This window comes from Calothrix sp. PCC 6303 (assembly GCF_000317435.1).
Lineage (GTDB): Bacteria > Cyanobacteriota > Cyanobacteriia > Cyanobacteriales > Nostocaceae > PCC-6303.
Genome location: NC_019751.1, coordinates 134,604 through 149,907 on the forward strand (window position 1 = coordinate 134,604; position 15,304 = coordinate 149,907).

Below are 15,304 nucleotides of genomic sequence, written 5' to 3' on the forward strand. Positions count from 1 at the left end.
TTCAGATGGATTCTGCAACAGGTGAAGATTTTAATTCAGGGTTGCAGTCAGAGGAAGATTTACAAAGCGTATTGAATGCTTTGAAAGAATCGCGCTGGTATGCAGTGCAAGTAGCCTCTGGCTGTGAAAAACGTGTCAAAGCAACTTTGGAGCAACGTATCCAAACATTTGACGTGGCTGATAGAATAGTTGATGTCAAAATTCCCCACACTCCGGCGGTTAAAATTCGTAAAGATGGTAGCCGCCAAAGCACAGAGGAAAAAGTATTTCCCGGATATGTGCTGGTGAGGATGATCATGGATGATGATGTCTGGCAGGTAGTGCGAAACACATCCCATGTCATCAACTTTGTGGGGGCAGAACAAAGACGTGGTACAGGCAGAGGTCGCGGACACGTTAAACCTCTACCGTTAAGTCATTCTGAAGTTGAACGCATTTTCAAACAGACGGACGAACAAGAGGCAGTTGTCAAAATTGATATGGCAACTGGTGATAAGATCATTGTGCTTTCCGGTCCATTTAAGGACTTTGAAGGTGAGGTGATCGAAGTTAGCCCCGAACGGAGTAAACTTAAAGCCCTACTTTCAATTTTTGGACGGGACACACCAGTAGAATTGGAATTCAATCAGGTTCAGAAACAGAGCTAAAATCAAATGGCGAAGAAAGTTGTCGCGGTTATCAAGTTGGCTTTAAATGCCGGAAAAGCCAACCCCGCACCGCCTGTTGGTCCAGCATTGGGTCAGCATGGTGTGAATATCATGATGTTTTGTAAGGAATACAACGCTAAAACAGCAGACCAAGCTGGAACGGTAATTCCTGTAGAGATTTCGGTGTTTGAAGACCGGAGTTTTACATTCGTCCTCAAAACACCCCCCGCATCGATTCTAATTAAGAAAGCAGCGAAAATTGAAGCTGGTTCAAATGAACCCAACAAAAAAAAGGTTGGGCAAATTACCCGGGAACAATTACAGCAAATTGCTCAAACTAAGCTACCCGATCTCAATGCTAACGACATCGATGCAGCAATGAAGATTATCGAAGGTACAGCCAAGAATATGGGTGTCACCATCGCTGATTAGTTTTGACTTTTTTGTGCAAATCTCAAATCCAATAATTGTATTGGGGGAGAAGCAAAGCTTCGTATTCACCCCAGGAGTAAAAAATGACCAAGAAATTATCACGCCGAATGCAGGCACTAGTTGCAAAAGTCGAAGATAGAGACTATGCGCCTTTAGATGCATTAGCTTTACTCAAAGAGACCGCAACTGCAAAATTCCCCGAAGCTGCCGAAGCTCATATCCGACTGGGAATTGACCCAAAATATACAGATCAACAATTACGGACAACCGTCGCATTGCCTAAAGGGACTGGGAATATTGTCAGAGTGGCAGTAATTACACGGGGTGAGAAAGTAGCGGAAGCAACCAGTGCTGGTGCGGATATCGTTGGTTCGGAAGAATTAATTGATGATATCGCCAAAGGGATGATGGACTTTGATAAGTTGATTGCCACACCGGATGTGATGCCACAGGTGGCAAAGCTTGGTAAGATGCTTGGTCCTCGTGGTTTGATGCCCTCACCCAAAGGTGGTACAGTTACCTTTGATATTGCAAGCGCGATCGCTGAATTCAAAGCAGGTAAGTTAGAATTTAGAGCCGACCGTACAGGTATCGTCCATGTTATGTTTGGTAAGGTCTCATTTTCACCAGAAGATTTACTGGTAAACTTGAAGGCGTTGCAAGAAACCATTGACCGTAACCGCCCTTCTGGTGCCAAAGGTCGCTACTGGCGGACAATGTATATTTCCTCTACGATGGGACCATCTATTCGCTTGGATATCAATGCCTTGCGCGATTTGAAAACTGTTGATTAGGCATGATTTTCCGAAGTTATGGGCAATTTGTGTTGAATAGTAAGTTAAAGATATAATGTTTAGCCTATCCCGATTCAAATTCTCAGAGATTTTCAGAACATCCTGACAAGAAAAAATTAAAAGCCAGAGACAGCAGGTGCATTAATTGCTTAATCTCCTGCCGAGGTTTACACAAAAATTATTGGTTGATTCTACAGCCTTTGACTATGGATGCGATAACGCATCCTGTGTAAATTACTTGTAAAACCCTGGCTAAACCTAAAACAGCCAGGGTTAATTGTTTTTAGCTATTTAAAACTTCAACGGCTGAAAAATCAACAAACTTTTAAGGAGGTGAGACAAAGATGGGTAGAAGTGTTGAGGATAAAAAGGCGATAGTTGCCGAACTCAAAGAAAGCTTGGGTGAGACAACTTTAGCACTAGTCATTGACTATCAAGGTCTGACTGTTGCCGAAATGAAAGACTTACGGCGGAAACTGCGTCCGAGCGGAGCTACGTGTAAGGTCACAAAAAATACCTTTATGGGTATTGCCATTCGAGAACAAGAACAATGGCAACCTTTAACAGAGTTACTCAAAGGTTCTAATGCTTTCTTGCTGGTTAAAGAAGATTTTTCTTCGGCAATCAAAGCCTACCAAGAGTTTCAAAAAGCTACCAAAGATAAAACCAAGCTTCGTGGTGGAGTCATGGATGGCAAGCTGCTGAAAGAAGCAGATGTCAAAGTCTTGGGAGATTTACCATCCAAAGAACAACTCATGGCACAAATTGCTGGTGCCCTCAATGCAGTCACTACCAAGATTGCTGTGGGTATCAACGAAGTTCCCGCATCTTTGGGACGTGCTTTGCAAGCTGTTGCTGACAAAGACGGTAGCAGCAGTAGCGATGGCAGTGACAATAGCAGCGAAGAAAGTGCTAGCTAAAGTCAAAAATCAAAAGTTAAAAGTAGAAATTAAGGAGTTTGAAGAATGTCCGCTGCAACCGATACCATTTTAGAACAGTTGAAAGGTTTGACTTTACTTGAAGCATCTGAATTAGTTAAACAAATCGAAGAAGCATTCGGCGTTAGTGCAGCTGCACCCGCTGGTGGCATGATGATGATGGCGGCAGCACCTGGTGCAGCTGCTGAAGCTGTAGAAGAAAAAACCGAGTTTGACGCAATTCTTGATGCTGTACCTGCTGATAAGAAAATTGCTGTCCTCAAGATTGTCCGCGAATTGACAGGTTTAGGCTTGAAAGAAGCTAAAGACTTGGTAGAAGCTGCACCAAAAGCTGTATTTGAAGCTGTTGGTAAAGAAAAAGCTGAAGACGCTAAGAAGCGCATCGAAGAAGCTGGTGGTAAAGTTACCGTCAAATAGTTTGATGTAATTTCCAGGTTTTACTTAATTTTAAATCCCCGATTTCTTTACCAAGAAATTGGGGATTTTTCAAATTTATCAATTCGTAATTAAGTTATAAAAACCCGGAGAATAAAAATGCAACCTAGCAAAACCCAAAAACTGACTCTGTGTTTTTTCACCTAGGGGAGATGCACTTACCCCAAATAGGTAGACACCTTCGTTGTGGGGATTCCTCACTGGTTTTAAGCCAATTGTCACTGTTTTTCCGGGTGGGATTGCTGGATTAAAGGTGATTGTTGTAGTTTGTTTTTGACGGTTGCTAATTACACTTTGCAAAGCAAATTTTTCACCTTTTTGGGAACGCGTCCCTGCAAAAGCAACACTTTCTTTGAGGTTGAAGCGAATATTATCTACTCCTTCGTGCTGATTAATGACGACTTTGTGCAAAGGTTCAGATGCTTTGTCTGGAAGTTTGATTGTAAAGTAGTATGTTGCACCCCAGACATTGACACTGTTATGTGTGGTTCCAGCCTCTACCAAGCTGGGTGGTTGGATAAAATGAACGGTACCATCCTGTAGTTGTACCGCTTGACTAGACTTTGTTACATATGCACTGATACCGATAATAGTCGCCAGCGCTGTACCAAACAACAATCTAATTCCCATATTTTTTTATTGGCAGCGAGCCTAGACTGGAGGCTGAATGCTGATATTATTTTTATTGTTTATTCAGTCTTGAATAATTAGACTGTACAACTTCTATTAGTAGATTTACTTAAAGTTTCTCAAGATTAATTAAAGGATTGATAAAATAAGTAAGAATTTTTCCCTAATTTTGTAACATTACGGATGATATGTAAAGGTTGATTGATATTAGTTGTCAAGATCAAGGATTAGGTTACACACTAACAATATAAGCTTGGCAATTATGTATTATGAATATTACTTCTAATTTGGAAATCAAACGCCCAGCATGGCAGAACTTCACCATGTTGGCACTGGGATTTTGGTTAAGTGCTAGTCTGATTTTAGATTGGGTAATTATGCCTAGTCTATATGTTTCGGGGATGATGGCTCAAGATGGTTTTGCCTCAGCTGGTTATCTGATTTTTTGGGTTTTTAATCGGGTTGAATTGCTGTGCGCTGGTTTAGTTCTAACTGGTATTTTGACAATGAGCTATGGACAATTAGCTTGGTACCGAGGAGCGATATTTTTAGCTGGTTTAATGTTAACTATTGCGTTGGTTGATACCTATTTGCTGACTCCACAAATGTCTGCTATTGGAATTCATCTGAATCAGTTTGCTGCGACAGTGGAAGTTCCGGCAACAATGAATTTGCTGCACGGTGCTTACTGGGTATTAGATGTGATGAAATTGGTGACTGGTGGTGTGCTTTTGGGTTGGTGTAGCAAAAACTAACAGATACTAAGAATACAAAAACAAAAATACAAAAATACCAAGAGAGACGCGATGTATCGCGTCTCTACGAGGCTTTTTATTCCACAGATTCTGCTTCTTCGTTGTTGAAAAACAACAAGCGGATTGCCAGAACCGCAAATCCCGCACATGCGATCGCTTTGAGCAACCGAGTGGGTAAAAACTCAGAAACTGCACCTCCAGCCAATACACCTAAAAGGCTTGTTAGCAACAGTGCCCCGGCTGTACCAAAAAATACAGCACGAGATGACTTACCTTGACCGGAAAGCGCGATCGCTGCTAGCTGGCTTTTGTCTCCCAACTCTGATAAAAAGACTGTAATAAAGCTGATTCCTAAAAGATGCCAATCCATATTTAGATATTATTTAGTTACGATTGGGTAAAAGCTCAACAAGCAAGTTGTTTATGACCCAAATTATTCATATTTTAACTGAAACAGCAATTAATTGAAGTTGTAAATCACGCTAAATGCATTTTTAACACGCTTTGGGGAGCTTTGCGAACTCTTGCCAGGATGGTTTGTTGTCCTAAACGCTGACAAGCTTCATAACGATGACAGCCGGAAAATCCATAATATTGTCCTTCTACTTCCAAAACATCAATGGGTTCTTGCTGTCCAATTGTGGCAATCGACTCCATCAAAGCTTGAACTTTATTTGGGTCATTTTGACGTGGTAATGGTCGTTTAATTTGATTGAGAGGAACTTCCTGGATTTTTACCATAATCTTTATTTCCTAAAAGTCATAGTAGTTATGAGTTTATTTTAGCAAAATATTTATAATTTTGTTTGTTAATTTATTCAGGGTTAGAAGGTTTATAACTTGTAGAAAGTTCCCATCTGCCCTAAAAATGTACGAGAATAAACCTTTGCCTGAAGATGAGTTTTTATTTATAAGTGAATGTGTCTATTTGTACAAAATATAATACATAAATACTATAATGTTGCAATCTACTAATCACGAAGAATCTACGAAAAATGAGCAAAAATTTACGCTGACTCAGGTGAGATTGGGGAAGGTTTTGCCGTCATCCATCAGAAATGTGGGTAAACAAATTACCTTTGGCAGATTTTGCTACGCAACAATCACGACATTTTGCTTAGTAGGTTTAACGGGTGCATCTGATCCATCAGTGGGTAAAAAACAGGATGATGTAGAGTTAAGAATTGGAATTGTCCAGCGGTTTGGGGATAATCCGAAAGAAGTGTTACAGTTACAACCGACAAAAGGCGATCGGCTACGGTTGAATTTTAAGACAGCTAGTGGTGATAAAACTATAGTCACTGAGCAAGCAGTGAAAATGGAAGTGACTATGCAACCACTGCAAACTGCTGTAGTGGAAGAAAGGTTAGTATTAGGGACTTTCCGTACCTATGAAACCGCCGAAGATAACGCCAAGAAGTGGAAAGAACAGGGAATAGAAGTGGAAATTGCCCAACCTGAAAGGTGGCAAGTTTGGGCAAAGCGGGATACCTATAGTACTCCATTAGTGCGTCGTTTGTTAATGCGATCGCTTAAAAGCGCGGGAAAGACAGCACCCCAAATTGAAACCCAAATTCTTAAACAGTCACCAACGATAAGTTGGGTTGTGAATGGTGTGCGTTATAGTCCGAGTAATTTGGAAATTACCAGCGATCAAAATTTGATTTTGGTAAGTGAAGGTATAAAGAAAGACAGCAAAATTCAAATTAACTCAGAAAAAGCCCGCCTCTATCCTGGTAGATTGGAGCTACAACCGAATGCTTATGGGACGTACAGCTTAGTTAATGAAGTACCCTTAGAAACCTATTTACGCGGAGTCGTACCCTATGAAATCGGTGCAAATTCCCCAGTAGCCGCACTAGAAGCACAGGCAATATTGGCTCGTACCTATGTCCTGCGGAATTTACGGAGATTCGCTATAGATAATTACGAGCTATGTGCAGACACCCACTGCCAAGTTTATTACGGACTCAAAGGAATATCCCCCGCAACCGATAAAGCGATCGCATCCACGCGCGGAAGGGTATTAACATATAAAAATGAATTGGTTGACGCGCTATATTCAGCCAGTACGGGTGGTGTAACTGCTTCATTTACGGATGTATGGTATGGTGATGACCGTCCTTATTTACGACCAATTATTGATTCTGCTCAAGGCATTTGGAATTTATCTAACAAAAGTTTGGCAGATGAAAGCAATTTTCAAGCTTTTATTAATCAAAAAGATGGTTTCAATGGTTCAGGATGGCAGTTATTCCGTTGGAAACGAGAAACTAGTCTCGAAGATATTGCCAAGGGTTTACAGAAGTTTCTCAAAGTAAAAAATAGTCCCTACGCTAAATTAAAAGAAGTTCGTGAACTCAAGGTAGCTGAACGTAGCGAGAGTGGACGGATTCTCAAATTAGATGTCACAACTGACATTGGCGAATTTAGTTTACGTAAAGATGAAGTTCGCAGTGCATTTTATGCCCCTATTAGCACCTTATTTTACCTACAACCAGTAAATAAAGGTCAACCCGGTACTTGGGGATACGCTTTTGTGGGGGGTGGAATGGGACATGGAGTGGGTTTAAGTCAAACTGGCGCTCAAAATTTGGCAAAATTAGGTTGGGCAACTGATAAAATTCTTCAGTTCTATTATCCTGGAACCCAACTTCAGGCACTTAATGACAAAATAAAAAGATGAGAAGGAGTCAAAAGACAGAATTCAGAATCCACTATACTTTTGCAGTTTTGTAAGTTGATTGGAGCAAAGCGTAACCCAACATCAATGAGATAATAATTAAAAATGTTGGGTCCTGTTACACCCAACTTCATCTGCTACTACACAGTAAATTCTCAAACAATATTTTTTAAATAACTCCAGGTTTCAACATGGACGGAGTTTCAGTTTGTATTTTAATTTCCAATTCCGACACCCTAATTTTCCCAATTCCCACATGAATCAATTGAAAAGGTTATTTGCATCTCTACTCACACTCGCAATGATATGGTGGAGTTTACCAGCAGGAAATGCCCTAGCCAAAACTACCCAAAATCAAGGCTCAATCCAACCCTATCTCCAACAGGTAGTCAATAATCTCACAGAATTTCGCCTCGATAACGGGATGAAATTCCTAGTTTTAGAACGTCATCAAGCCCCAGTAGTTTCTTTTCTCACCTATGCTGATGTGGGTGGTGTAAATGAAGAATCAGGGAAAACAGGAATAGCGCACTTTCTCGAACATTTGGCATTTAAAGGGACAACCCGCATTGCCACCAAAGATTACCAAGCAGAAAAACCCCTGTTAGAACGTTTAGAAGAGTTGGATAATCAGATTAGAACTGCAAAAGCTGCCAACCAGCAGGAAAAAGTCACCTCCCTAACAGCCGAATTTCAGCAAGTTGAAGCTAAAGCAACCGCATTGGTTAACCAGAATGAACTTGGGAGAATTGTCGAACAAGCGGGTGGAGTTGGTTTAAATGCGAGCACCTCCACTGAAGCAACTAAATATTTCTATAGTTTCCCTGCAAATAAATTAGAACTGTGGATGTCGTTAGAATCTGAACGGTTTTTAGAACCAGTATTTCGAGAGTTTTATAAAGAAAAAGATGTAATTTTAGAAGAACGTCGTCTAAGGGTGGATAATTCCCCCATCGGTTTGATGATTGAGAAATTTAATGATGTTGCTTACCAGGTTCATCCCTACAAACGTCCGGTAATTGGATATGAACAAGATATTCGCAACCTCACACCAGCAGATTTAAGGGAATTTTTCGCTACCCACTACACACCCAATAATTTAACCATTGCCGTAGTTGGGGATGTGAATCCTGTTCAAGTGAAACAACTCGCGCAAACCTACTTTGGACGCTTCCAAACTAAAGCCAAACCCCAAACAAAAATCCCGGTTGAACCCAAACAAACCGAAACCCGTCAAATTACTGTGGAATTACCTTCCCAACCATGGTATTTGGAAGGTTATCATCGTCCAGCAATTACCCATCCTGATGATGCAGTTTACGATATTATTGCTCGAATTCTCAGTGATGGTAGAACATCAAGATTGTATAAATCTTTGGTTGAACAAAAGCAATTAGCTTTGTCTGCACAGGGTTTTAGTGGTTTTCCCGGTGATAAATACCCGAACCTGATGTTATTTTACGCACTCACTGCACCTGGCAAATCAGTGGATACAGTAGCCACTGCACTGCGGCAAGAAATCGATAAATTACAAATAGAAACTGTCACCCCAGAAGAACTACAAAGAGTTAAAGTTCAAGCCAAAGCTGAGTTAGTGCGATCGCTTGATTCTAATATGGGCATGGCACAACAGTTATTAGAATATGAAGTCAAAACTGGTTCCTGGAAAAACCTCTTTGCCAAACTCGAACAAGTCGCAGCAGTGACACCTGAAGATATTCAACGAGTTTCAAAAGCAACATTCACTGCCGAAAATCGCACAGTTGGGAAATTACTATCTAAGAAGGTTTAAAGAAGCAACTCTTAACTGGTAGCCCTTTTAAGGTGGTAACGCTAACCACCTTGAAAGGGCAACTCTTAACTGGCAACAGGGATCAAAGAAGTGGGAATTTAAACTAAATGGGCAAATTATCCGGATCAATACCTTGGGATTTTAAATAGGCAATTAACCGCTCTTTTTGTTGACGTTCCTGTTCAGCACGTTGACGTTCCTGTTCAGCACGCTGACGTTCCTGTTCCACACGTTCGGTACCCCAAGGCAACAAATTACCAGCTTCATCCCACCACCGCAACCAATACCCCGTTCTACCTTGTTTTGTCCCTTGCCATGTTCCCAAAAACAAACCCATTGAGGAAACCCAATTCCGACCATTTTCATCAGGTTGCGTCAGTTCATAGCGTCCATTTTCCAACTGATAAAACTCTAACAAACCACCATCTGGAGCAAAAATAACGTAATTAGGAATCCGTAAAATTTGCTCATAGAAAAACAATTTTCCAGGTGGATAAGTTCTCCGATAAGAATATTCTGCCCCATCAAGATCAGATAAAAATTCCATAACTAGCGCTGGAACATCACCTTCCAAATTAGGCGTATAGCTCTTACGGTCTGGTAAAATCTCCAAAACAGAGGGAACATAAAGCCAATCGGGAGCTTTAGCCACAAATTGTCCATTTAGGGTGGCACAAAGACCAAAATTTGCAGCGATTAGCATCTGAGGTTGAATGAAACCGCTAATTTCGAGACTTTCGCTCAAAGCAGAAGCCAAAAGTGGTTGACCTGTATTATCCACTGGTTCGTTCTCTAACTTGAAATCTTCGGGCAATGCTTCCCAAGTTATTACCAGTTCTGTTGATGCTTGAGCTTCTTTGATCTGGGCTACCATAGACGCTGCCTTTTTCGACGTATTCTTATTTTACCGCTTGCGTACTATTTTACTAATTTCTAGAAGAGTCGAAGTGAAAGAATAATGGATCAAACAGTAACTATTGAAGATGTATTAGAGTTAATCAAACAGCTTTCATTGCTCGATAAATTACGCCTGATACAGCAAATTGCACCCCAAATTGAACATGAGTTAACAAATTTTCAATCGCAACCACGAAAGTCATTGCGAGGATTGTGGCGAGGTAGTAATGTTTCGGAATCAGATATTACCCAAATGCGTCAAGAAGTCTGGGCAAATTTCCCCCGTGAGGATATTTAATTACCATATACTAGCTTGCTGAATCTAAAATCAAAATATGAATCTAAAAAAATTACTCTCTACATTAATACTCACCCTGAGTTTATTAATTTCTACCCTGAATCCAGTATTTGCAGATGTCACCAACAATGCTAAACATTACACAGAATTAAAGCTGCCACCATTACCTGAAGTCAAACTGCCGAAATATGAGCGGCTAACTTTGAAAAACGGCATGGTAGTGTACTTGATGGAAGAACATGAACTACCATTGATTACTGGAACCGCGATTGTGCGTACAGGCGATCGCTTGGAGCCACAAACGAAGGTAGGATTAGCAAAGTTAACTGGTGAAGTCATGCGAAGTGGTGGCACTACCAAGCATACACCTGACCAACTCAATAATTTATTAGAACAACGTGCCGCATCTGTAGAAACCAACATCGGTGAATCTATGGGTAGCGCTAGTTTTGAATCCCTAACCGAAGATATTGATACGGTATTTGATCTCTTTGCTGAGGTGTTGCGACAACCAGCTTTTGCCCCCGAAAAACTAGATTTAGCCAAAAATCAAGAACGCGGTAATATTTCCCGCCGTAACGATAGTCCTGAAAGCATAGCCCAGAGGGAATTTGCTAAACTCATCTATGGCAAAGACAACCCCTACTCCCGCACCACCGAATACAAAACTATCACCCCAATTAAACGTGACGATTTAGTCCAGTTTTACCAACAGTATTTTTATCCGAATAACATCATTCTCGGTATAGTTGGCGACTTTAATTCAGCAAAAATCAAAACCCTAATTCAAAGTAAGTTAGGGGATTGGAAACCTAGCCTTAAACCCATCAAACCCCAACTTCCCCAAGTTAAACAGGCTAATGCAGATAAAGTCTTTTTTGTCAATCAACCACAACTAACTCAAAGTAATGTTCTGATTGGACACATTGGTGGAGAATTTAAGAACCCCGATTATGCGGCACTAGATGTCCTAAATAATGTAGTAAATGGCTTTGGGGGAAGGCTTTTTAACGAAGTGCGATCGCGTCAAGGATTGGCATACTCAGTATACGGCTATTGGAGTCCTCGCTATGATTATCCTGGTATGTTTATCGCTGGTGGACAAACCCGTTCTGATGCAACTGTTCAATTTATTAAATCCATCAAAACTGAAATCAAACGTCTACAAACTGAACCCATCACCGCCAAAGAACTAGCATTTGCCAAAGAATCAACCCTCAATTCTTTTGTCTTTAACTTCCAAGATCCCGCTCAAACCCTATCGCGCTTAATGCGGTACGAATATTATGGTTATCCCCCAGACTTCCTATTTACCTATCGTCGAGGAGTTGAAGCCACAACTATTCAAGATGTACAACGAGTCGCCAAAAAATACCTCAAACCTGATAGCTTAGTAACATTAGTTGTAGGTAGTCAAACTGCCATTAATCCGCCACTAACCCAATTGAAAAATCAAGTTACAACCATCGATGTGACGATTAATTAAAGATGTTTTGAGACAATAGAGACCTTTAGGTTGAAAGTCTCCAAGATTTTTACTTAACTTGTCGAATTATCTTAATTAAACAAAGACTGGAAACCTCAACATGAAGAAGTTTCCAGTCTTATTTATATTTTTAAGTTACACCAATTTGAAGAAAGAATGCGACATATAAATCTGGAGAAACTAGGTATATCGCGTCTCCAGATAATTACCTGTTGCAAACATTATTTGAATCGGTATTATCAATTGACAAACCAGAGATAACATAATCCGACTGGGAGGAGTGGGATTATAAAAATTGAAACATAAACGAAATTATAGTAGATTTCACCAAATATGATAACTAATTAATTGTTACTTTCTTTTCCCCTCTAGCACCAGTAAGTAGTTCAGTTGCCAAGCTGTAACTAAATACTTCTAGAACATACCCCTAATTAAATAATTATCGAAGGACTAACAATTTCAAGCACTCAGCTTTGCCCGAACCTTGTGCAATGAAAAGCTTTGAGAAAATTAGATACTGCTTATGGAAGGCGTTCTAATTACTTTTAGCTTAAATCCTAAGGGGTAGAGAACTATCAATAGTAACAATCTAACTTGTATATTTTTTAGGAGTACTAGACTCCATCAAGCTCTAACTTTTGGTACATTAGTTTTTTCACAATTTAAGCACAGAACTTAACAGATGCTTAAATTTCCCTACCTCCCTAAGTATTAATAACGTGAACAACCAACACTTTACTCACTTGCATTTGATATATCTAATGTATAAATAATAATGCGATATTGTTTGCCAAGTTGGCACTTTAATTACAAAAAGATCACGAAACTTGCTGCCGCAAAGAACTAAATGCGACAGTACAGATTGAATACGAGTTAAAAGTCAAATATTTAATTGATTTATTTTCCTTTAACTATGATATCATAATTAAATGACAGACTAACTGAAATAAATGACAAGCCATCAAGACCCATAGAAAAACTACCTAACTATCTTAGAAATTCGCCTTGTGCCCCACTAGTAATATCACAGTCTTATTATCTAGCGAGGATTACCTAAGCCCTATATCTGAAAGTTCTGTCCTTACCTTTACTCAAGTCTTTGTCTAGTCAAGCTAACTCATGGAAATTATCCCACAGTCTTCATATTCGGTGATATTTATCATAGCCTACAAAAAATCCATCAAATTGCTAGTTAACAACTTGATGGAACACATTAACACCCATCACATCTACAAGTTCTCTCAGAAAGAATTGTATAAATTTGACTTGCAGACATGGTTGAGTAAAAAAATCGCAAGCGGCACTACTGATAGAACTAAGCTTCAACCTTTGTCTATCACATATCTTAGATGTATTTAATTAATAAACTCTCAATATAGGCTTTACTACTTGTCCATAAGCCTCAAACTGCTATTTCCAGAGGTTTTTTCCGATAGATTAGAATCATTCGATTGAGATTCGTCTATTTGTGTCGATAACCAATCTTCCCAAGTTCCGCTATTACGAGATTTATTTTTTTTCTGTCCACCAACTTCCATGTATGCTAAATCTTTAATCTTGTTCAAGCAAGCTGCTGCTAATCTGTTTTCAGATGATTTATCTGATGTTGTTTTAATTTTATTTATTTCATCATGTAGCTGTTGATTTGATTTTTTGGAAGTAGAGTTTTCCTTAAGTAAGCGATTATAAGTTCTGTAGGGAATGTAATGCAGAGGATTATATCCGGAGAAACGCAGCATCAAAACACAAGCCCAAGAATACTTCCCTGCCAGAATTGCTTCGACTACTTGATCGAATTGTTCGCGGTTAGCTTTCTTTTCAAAACTGCTACTAATACCAGAATTATCGTGATTCATAGAACTGTTAAAACTATTCACTAAAAGTCAACTATTGTCTTAATTATCAGGTGAGATTTATCTCTGATTAGATAAAATTTGAGAAATTTTTTTAGTCTTTAATTATTCATGTGCTTGAATAGCATATTGGCTATGGGATAATATTCGGTTGTTATGAAGCTATTTCTTTGATTGACTAAAATCTCAAACTCGATAAATTTTTGCTGCCATGTTCTCGCTGCATCCTGTCGGCAATCATTTTCTGGATATTTATCTTGGTGTGAGGTTTCAACTGCACTAGACTTGATGATCTTTTCCATAAGTAGACCTCCTTTCGGAAATTTAACTGTTGCTATCAACCTTGTTCGGCTTTGCTTGAATGCCTGATTGGTTTTTGGTAAATGCAGTTATGTCCTCTTGTAGAATATGTAATCACTCCTAGCTTTGCATCTCTAAATTAAGAAGCAGTTTCACCCTTTACCAATTTCGCCAAAAAACAGCTAAGAAAACTAGTAAAGCTTTGGCAAAAAATAAAAACTTTTATTTGTCTTATACATAGCATTATATTAGTATTTATACTATTTTTTACGACAAATGTCATCTGCCAAATTGGCATATTTACGAATTTAACTTATTCGCTTTTTCTCATGTCTACATTAGATGTGATTCGGCTTGAGTTTTTATCCTCCAGATGTTGATAATTGAGGGGTAACACCCCCCATTTAGGCATTCTGGAATCAGTTTAATTAAGCAAACTTCCTCAAAAATTTTAACACTCTTGTAGTAGATAAACAATTATATTTTGGTAAAGACACCGATGCTACTCTAATTACCTGTGAGAGTATCTATATAATGCTGTTATTGACACTTTTAATAAATACAATCTATGAAATTTTGGCTGATAACTCTTGATTTAACTACTTTGTTGGTAGAAACTTAATTTCAAAATTTGCAACATAATTATTGTAATTCTTGAATCAATATTGTTTAGTAATTGCAGATACAAAGTTGTAAATTTTGTATATTTAGGAATTAAATTTATATTTTTATTTACGAGCAGTGCATTGGATCAGAATAGTTAGTCCTGAAAAACTAGTAATAGAATAATTACGACTTAAAGCTATTCAAGAACTGGAAGAAAACTTCACCGTTGCAGGGCGATATTTACTCCAAGCTATTTTTTGAAGTTAACATTAAAATTTATAATTAATTCTTTTATATGAGTTTATATTACATAATATACATGAAATAACGCATTAAATAATTAGTAATATTTTTCTGTCATCAAGAGTAATAATAAATTATTTTTTTAGATGTAAAGAGATGAAATTATAAGTACATAAATCTCGATTCAATATAATCTATCTACAATCTAAAAAACTGTCGATAAAGTGTTGACAGTAAATATTTCATGAATAGTAAACTTATGTTGTGGTGAGGTACTATTCATCAATTGGAAACGGAAAATCGGCTCTTCGGCTCTTTTTATGGAAAACCCGGTTAAAAATAGTTGAAAGACTTATTATATAAGGATTTAGCTTCAAAAAGCATCATAATTACTTTGTAAACATTGTTCTGTGAGGGTTGTACTACAACAAATCCTCAACCTCAATAAAACTGCCTGAAGAACCGGAAAATCTTCATAAACCATTCGCGTTCTAAATACAGGGAAATACAGTGCT

The 15,304-nt window shown here is 38.7% G+C and carries 16 protein-coding genes and 1 other annotated feature; of the genes, 10 read left to right on the top strand and 6 right to left on the bottom strand.

Annotated features, from left to right (window positions below):
* Positions 1-5 precede the first annotated feature (5 nt).
* The 5 genes from nusG (at position 6) to rplL (ending at position 3,228) form a co-directional block, all read left to right on the top strand.
* Positions 6-647, top strand: a complete 642-nt coding sequence (gene nusG, locus CAL6303_RS00555; protein WP_015195882.1) for a transcription termination/antitermination protein NusG — start codon at positions 6-8, stop codon at positions 645-647.
* A 6-nt stretch (positions 648-653) separates the two neighbouring features.
* Complete coding sequence (gene rplK / locus CAL6303_RS00560; protein WP_015195883.1) at positions 654-1,079, top strand: 50S ribosomal protein L11; 426 nt, start codon at positions 654-656, stop codon at positions 1,077-1,079.
* An 83-nt stretch (positions 1,080-1,162) separates the two neighbouring features.
* On the top strand, positions 1,163-1,873 hold the full coding sequence (rplA, locus tag CAL6303_RS00565; protein WP_015195884.1) for a 50S ribosomal protein L1: 711 nt from the start codon (positions 1,163-1,165) through the stop codon (positions 1,871-1,873).
* A gap of 105 nt (positions 1,874-1,978) precedes the next feature.
* Positions 1,979-2,162 (top strand) — a sequence feature (ribosomal protein L10 leader region).
* 55 nt (positions 2,163-2,217) lie between these two features.
* Positions 2,218-2,793, top strand: a complete 576-nt coding sequence (gene rplJ / locus CAL6303_RS00570; protein WP_015195885.1) for a 50S ribosomal protein L10 — start codon at positions 2,218-2,220, stop codon at positions 2,791-2,793.
* 45 nt (positions 2,794-2,838) lie between these two features.
* Positions 2,839-3,228, top strand: coding sequence for a 50S ribosomal protein L7/L12 (gene rplL, locus CAL6303_RS00575; RefSeq protein WP_015195886.1), 390 nt, complete (start codon positions 2,839-2,841; stop codon positions 3,226-3,228).
* A gap of 78 nt (positions 3,229-3,306) precedes the next feature.
* Here the strand turns inward: rplL and CAL6303_RS00580 are convergent, their stop codons facing one another.
* Entirely contained in the window at positions 3,307-3,876 is a 570-nt protein-coding gene (locus tag CAL6303_RS00580; protein ID WP_015195887.1) for a DUF2808 domain-containing protein, read from the bottom strand.
* Positions 3,877-4,145: 269 nt separating this feature from the next.
* Here CAL6303_RS00580 and CAL6303_RS00585 point away from each other — a divergent pair, with 269 nt between their 5' ends.
* Positions 4,146-4,631 carry a hypothetical protein gene (locus CAL6303_RS00585; RefSeq protein WP_015195888.1) on the top strand — a complete coding sequence of 162 codons (486 nt, stop codon included), beginning with the start codon at positions 4,146-4,148 and terminating at the stop codon, positions 4,629-4,631.
* Positions 4,632-4,707: 76 nt separating this feature from the next.
* On the opposite strand, the gene CAL6303_RS00590 is transcribed toward CAL6303_RS00585, so the two are convergent.
* Together CAL6303_RS00590 and CAL6303_RS00595 are read right to left on the bottom strand one after the other, a co-directional pair.
* Positions 4,708-5,001, bottom strand: a complete 294-nt coding sequence (locus CAL6303_RS00590) for a TMEM165/GDT1 family protein (RefSeq protein WP_015195889.1) — start codon at positions 4,999-5,001, stop codon at positions 4,708-4,710.
* A 107-nt stretch (positions 5,002-5,108) separates the two neighbouring features.
* Positions 5,109-5,372 (bottom strand): ParB N-terminal domain-containing protein, encoded by a 264-nt coding sequence (locus CAL6303_RS00595; protein ID WP_015195890.1) that lies wholly within the window; start codon positions 5,370-5,372, stop codon positions 5,109-5,111.
* A 217-nt stretch (positions 5,373-5,589) separates the two neighbouring features.
* Here CAL6303_RS00595 and CAL6303_RS00600 point away from each other — a divergent pair, with 217 nt between their 5' ends.
* A complete protein-coding gene (locus CAL6303_RS00600; protein ID WP_015195891.1) occupies positions 5,590-7,317 on the top strand; it encodes a SpoIID/LytB domain-containing protein in 1,728 nt (575 codons plus the stop codon).
* Positions 7,318-7,570: 253 nt separating this feature from the next.
* Positions 7,571-9,106 (top strand): M16 family metallopeptidase, encoded by a 1,536-nt coding sequence (locus tag CAL6303_RS00605; protein ID WP_015195892.1) that lies wholly within the window; start codon positions 7,571-7,573, stop codon positions 9,104-9,106.
* A gap of 103 nt (positions 9,107-9,209) precedes the next feature.
* On the opposite strand, the gene CAL6303_RS00610 is transcribed toward CAL6303_RS00605, so the two are convergent.
* Positions 9,210-9,980 (bottom strand): Uma2 family endonuclease, encoded by a 771-nt coding sequence (locus CAL6303_RS00610; RefSeq protein WP_015195893.1) that lies wholly within the window; start codon positions 9,978-9,980, stop codon positions 9,210-9,212.
* Between the two features lie 84 nt (positions 9,981-10,064).
* Here CAL6303_RS00610 and CAL6303_RS00615 point away from each other — a divergent pair, with 84 nt between their 5' ends.
* Positions 10,065-10,301: a hypothetical protein gene (locus tag CAL6303_RS00615; protein WP_015195894.1), complete on the top strand. Its 237-nt coding sequence runs from the start codon at positions 10,065-10,067 to the stop codon at positions 10,299-10,301.
* A 37-nt stretch (positions 10,302-10,338) separates the two neighbouring features.
* Positions 10,339-11,787, top strand: a complete 1,449-nt coding sequence (locus tag CAL6303_RS00620) for a M16 family metallopeptidase (protein ID WP_015195895.1) — start codon at positions 10,339-10,341, stop codon at positions 11,785-11,787.
* Positions 11,788-13,172: 1,385 nt separating this feature from the next.
* On the opposite strand, the gene CAL6303_RS00625 is transcribed toward CAL6303_RS00620, so the two are convergent.
* Entirely contained in the window at positions 13,173-13,643 is a 471-nt protein-coding gene (locus CAL6303_RS00625) for a HetP family heterocyst commitment protein (RefSeq protein ID WP_015195896.1), read from the bottom strand.
* A gap of 98 nt (positions 13,644-13,741) precedes the next feature.
* Positions 13,742-13,942, bottom strand: a complete 201-nt coding sequence (locus tag CAL6303_RS00630) for a hypothetical protein (RefSeq protein WP_015195897.1) — start codon at positions 13,940-13,942, stop codon at positions 13,742-13,744.
* Between the last annotated feature and the right edge of the window lie 1,362 nt (positions 13,943-15,304).

Coding starts and splice junctions, on each gene's coding strand:
- nusG (WP_015195882.1), top strand. CDS start 6: ATGGATTCTGCAACAGGTGAAGATTTTAATTCAGGGTTGCAGTCAGAG.
- rplK (WP_015195883.1), top strand. CDS start 654: ATGGCGAAGAAAGTTGTCGCGGTTATCAAGTTGGCTTTAAATGCCGGA.
- rplA (WP_015195884.1), top strand. CDS start 1,163: ATGACCAAGAAATTATCACGCCGAATGCAGGCACTAGTTGCAAAAGTC.
- rplJ (WP_015195885.1), top strand. CDS start 2,218: ATGGGTAGAAGTGTTGAGGATAAAAAGGCGATAGTTGCCGAACTCAAA.
- rplL (WP_015195886.1), top strand. CDS start 2,839: ATGTCCGCTGCAACCGATACCATTTTAGAACAGTTGAAAGGTTTGACT.
- CAL6303_RS00580 (WP_015195887.1), bottom strand. CDS start 3,876: ATGGGAATTAGATTGTTGTTTGGTACAGCGCTGGCGACTATTATCGGT.
- CAL6303_RS00585 (WP_015195888.1), top strand. CDS start 4,146: ATGAATATTACTTCTAATTTGGAAATCAAACGCCCAGCATGGCAGAAC.
- CAL6303_RS00590 (WP_015195889.1), bottom strand. CDS start 5,001: ATGGATTGGCATCTTTTAGGAATCAGCTTTATTACAGTCTTTTTATCA.
- CAL6303_RS00595 (WP_015195890.1), bottom strand. CDS start 5,372: ATGGTAAAAATCCAGGAAGTTCCTCTCAATCAAATTAAACGACCATTA.
- CAL6303_RS00600 (WP_015195891.1), top strand. CDS start 5,590: ATGTTGCAATCTACTAATCACGAAGAATCTACGAAAAATGAGCAAAAA.
- CAL6303_RS00605 (WP_015195892.1), top strand. CDS start 7,571: ATGAATCAATTGAAAAGGTTATTTGCATCTCTACTCACACTCGCAATG.
- CAL6303_RS00610 (WP_015195893.1), bottom strand. CDS start 9,980: ATGGTAGCCCAGATCAAAGAAGCTCAAGCATCAACAGAACTGGTAATA.
- CAL6303_RS00615 (WP_015195894.1), top strand. CDS start 10,065: ATGGATCAAACAGTAACTATTGAAGATGTATTAGAGTTAATCAAACAG.
- CAL6303_RS00620 (WP_015195895.1), top strand. CDS start 10,339: ATGAATCTAAAAAAATTACTCTCTACATTAATACTCACCCTGAGTTTA.
- CAL6303_RS00625 (WP_015195896.1), bottom strand. CDS start 13,643: ATGAATCACGATAATTCTGGTATTAGTAGCAGTTTTGAAAAGAAAGCT.
- CAL6303_RS00630 (WP_015195897.1), bottom strand. CDS start 13,942: ATGGAAAAGATCATCAAGTCTAGTGCAGTTGAAACCTCACACCAAGAT.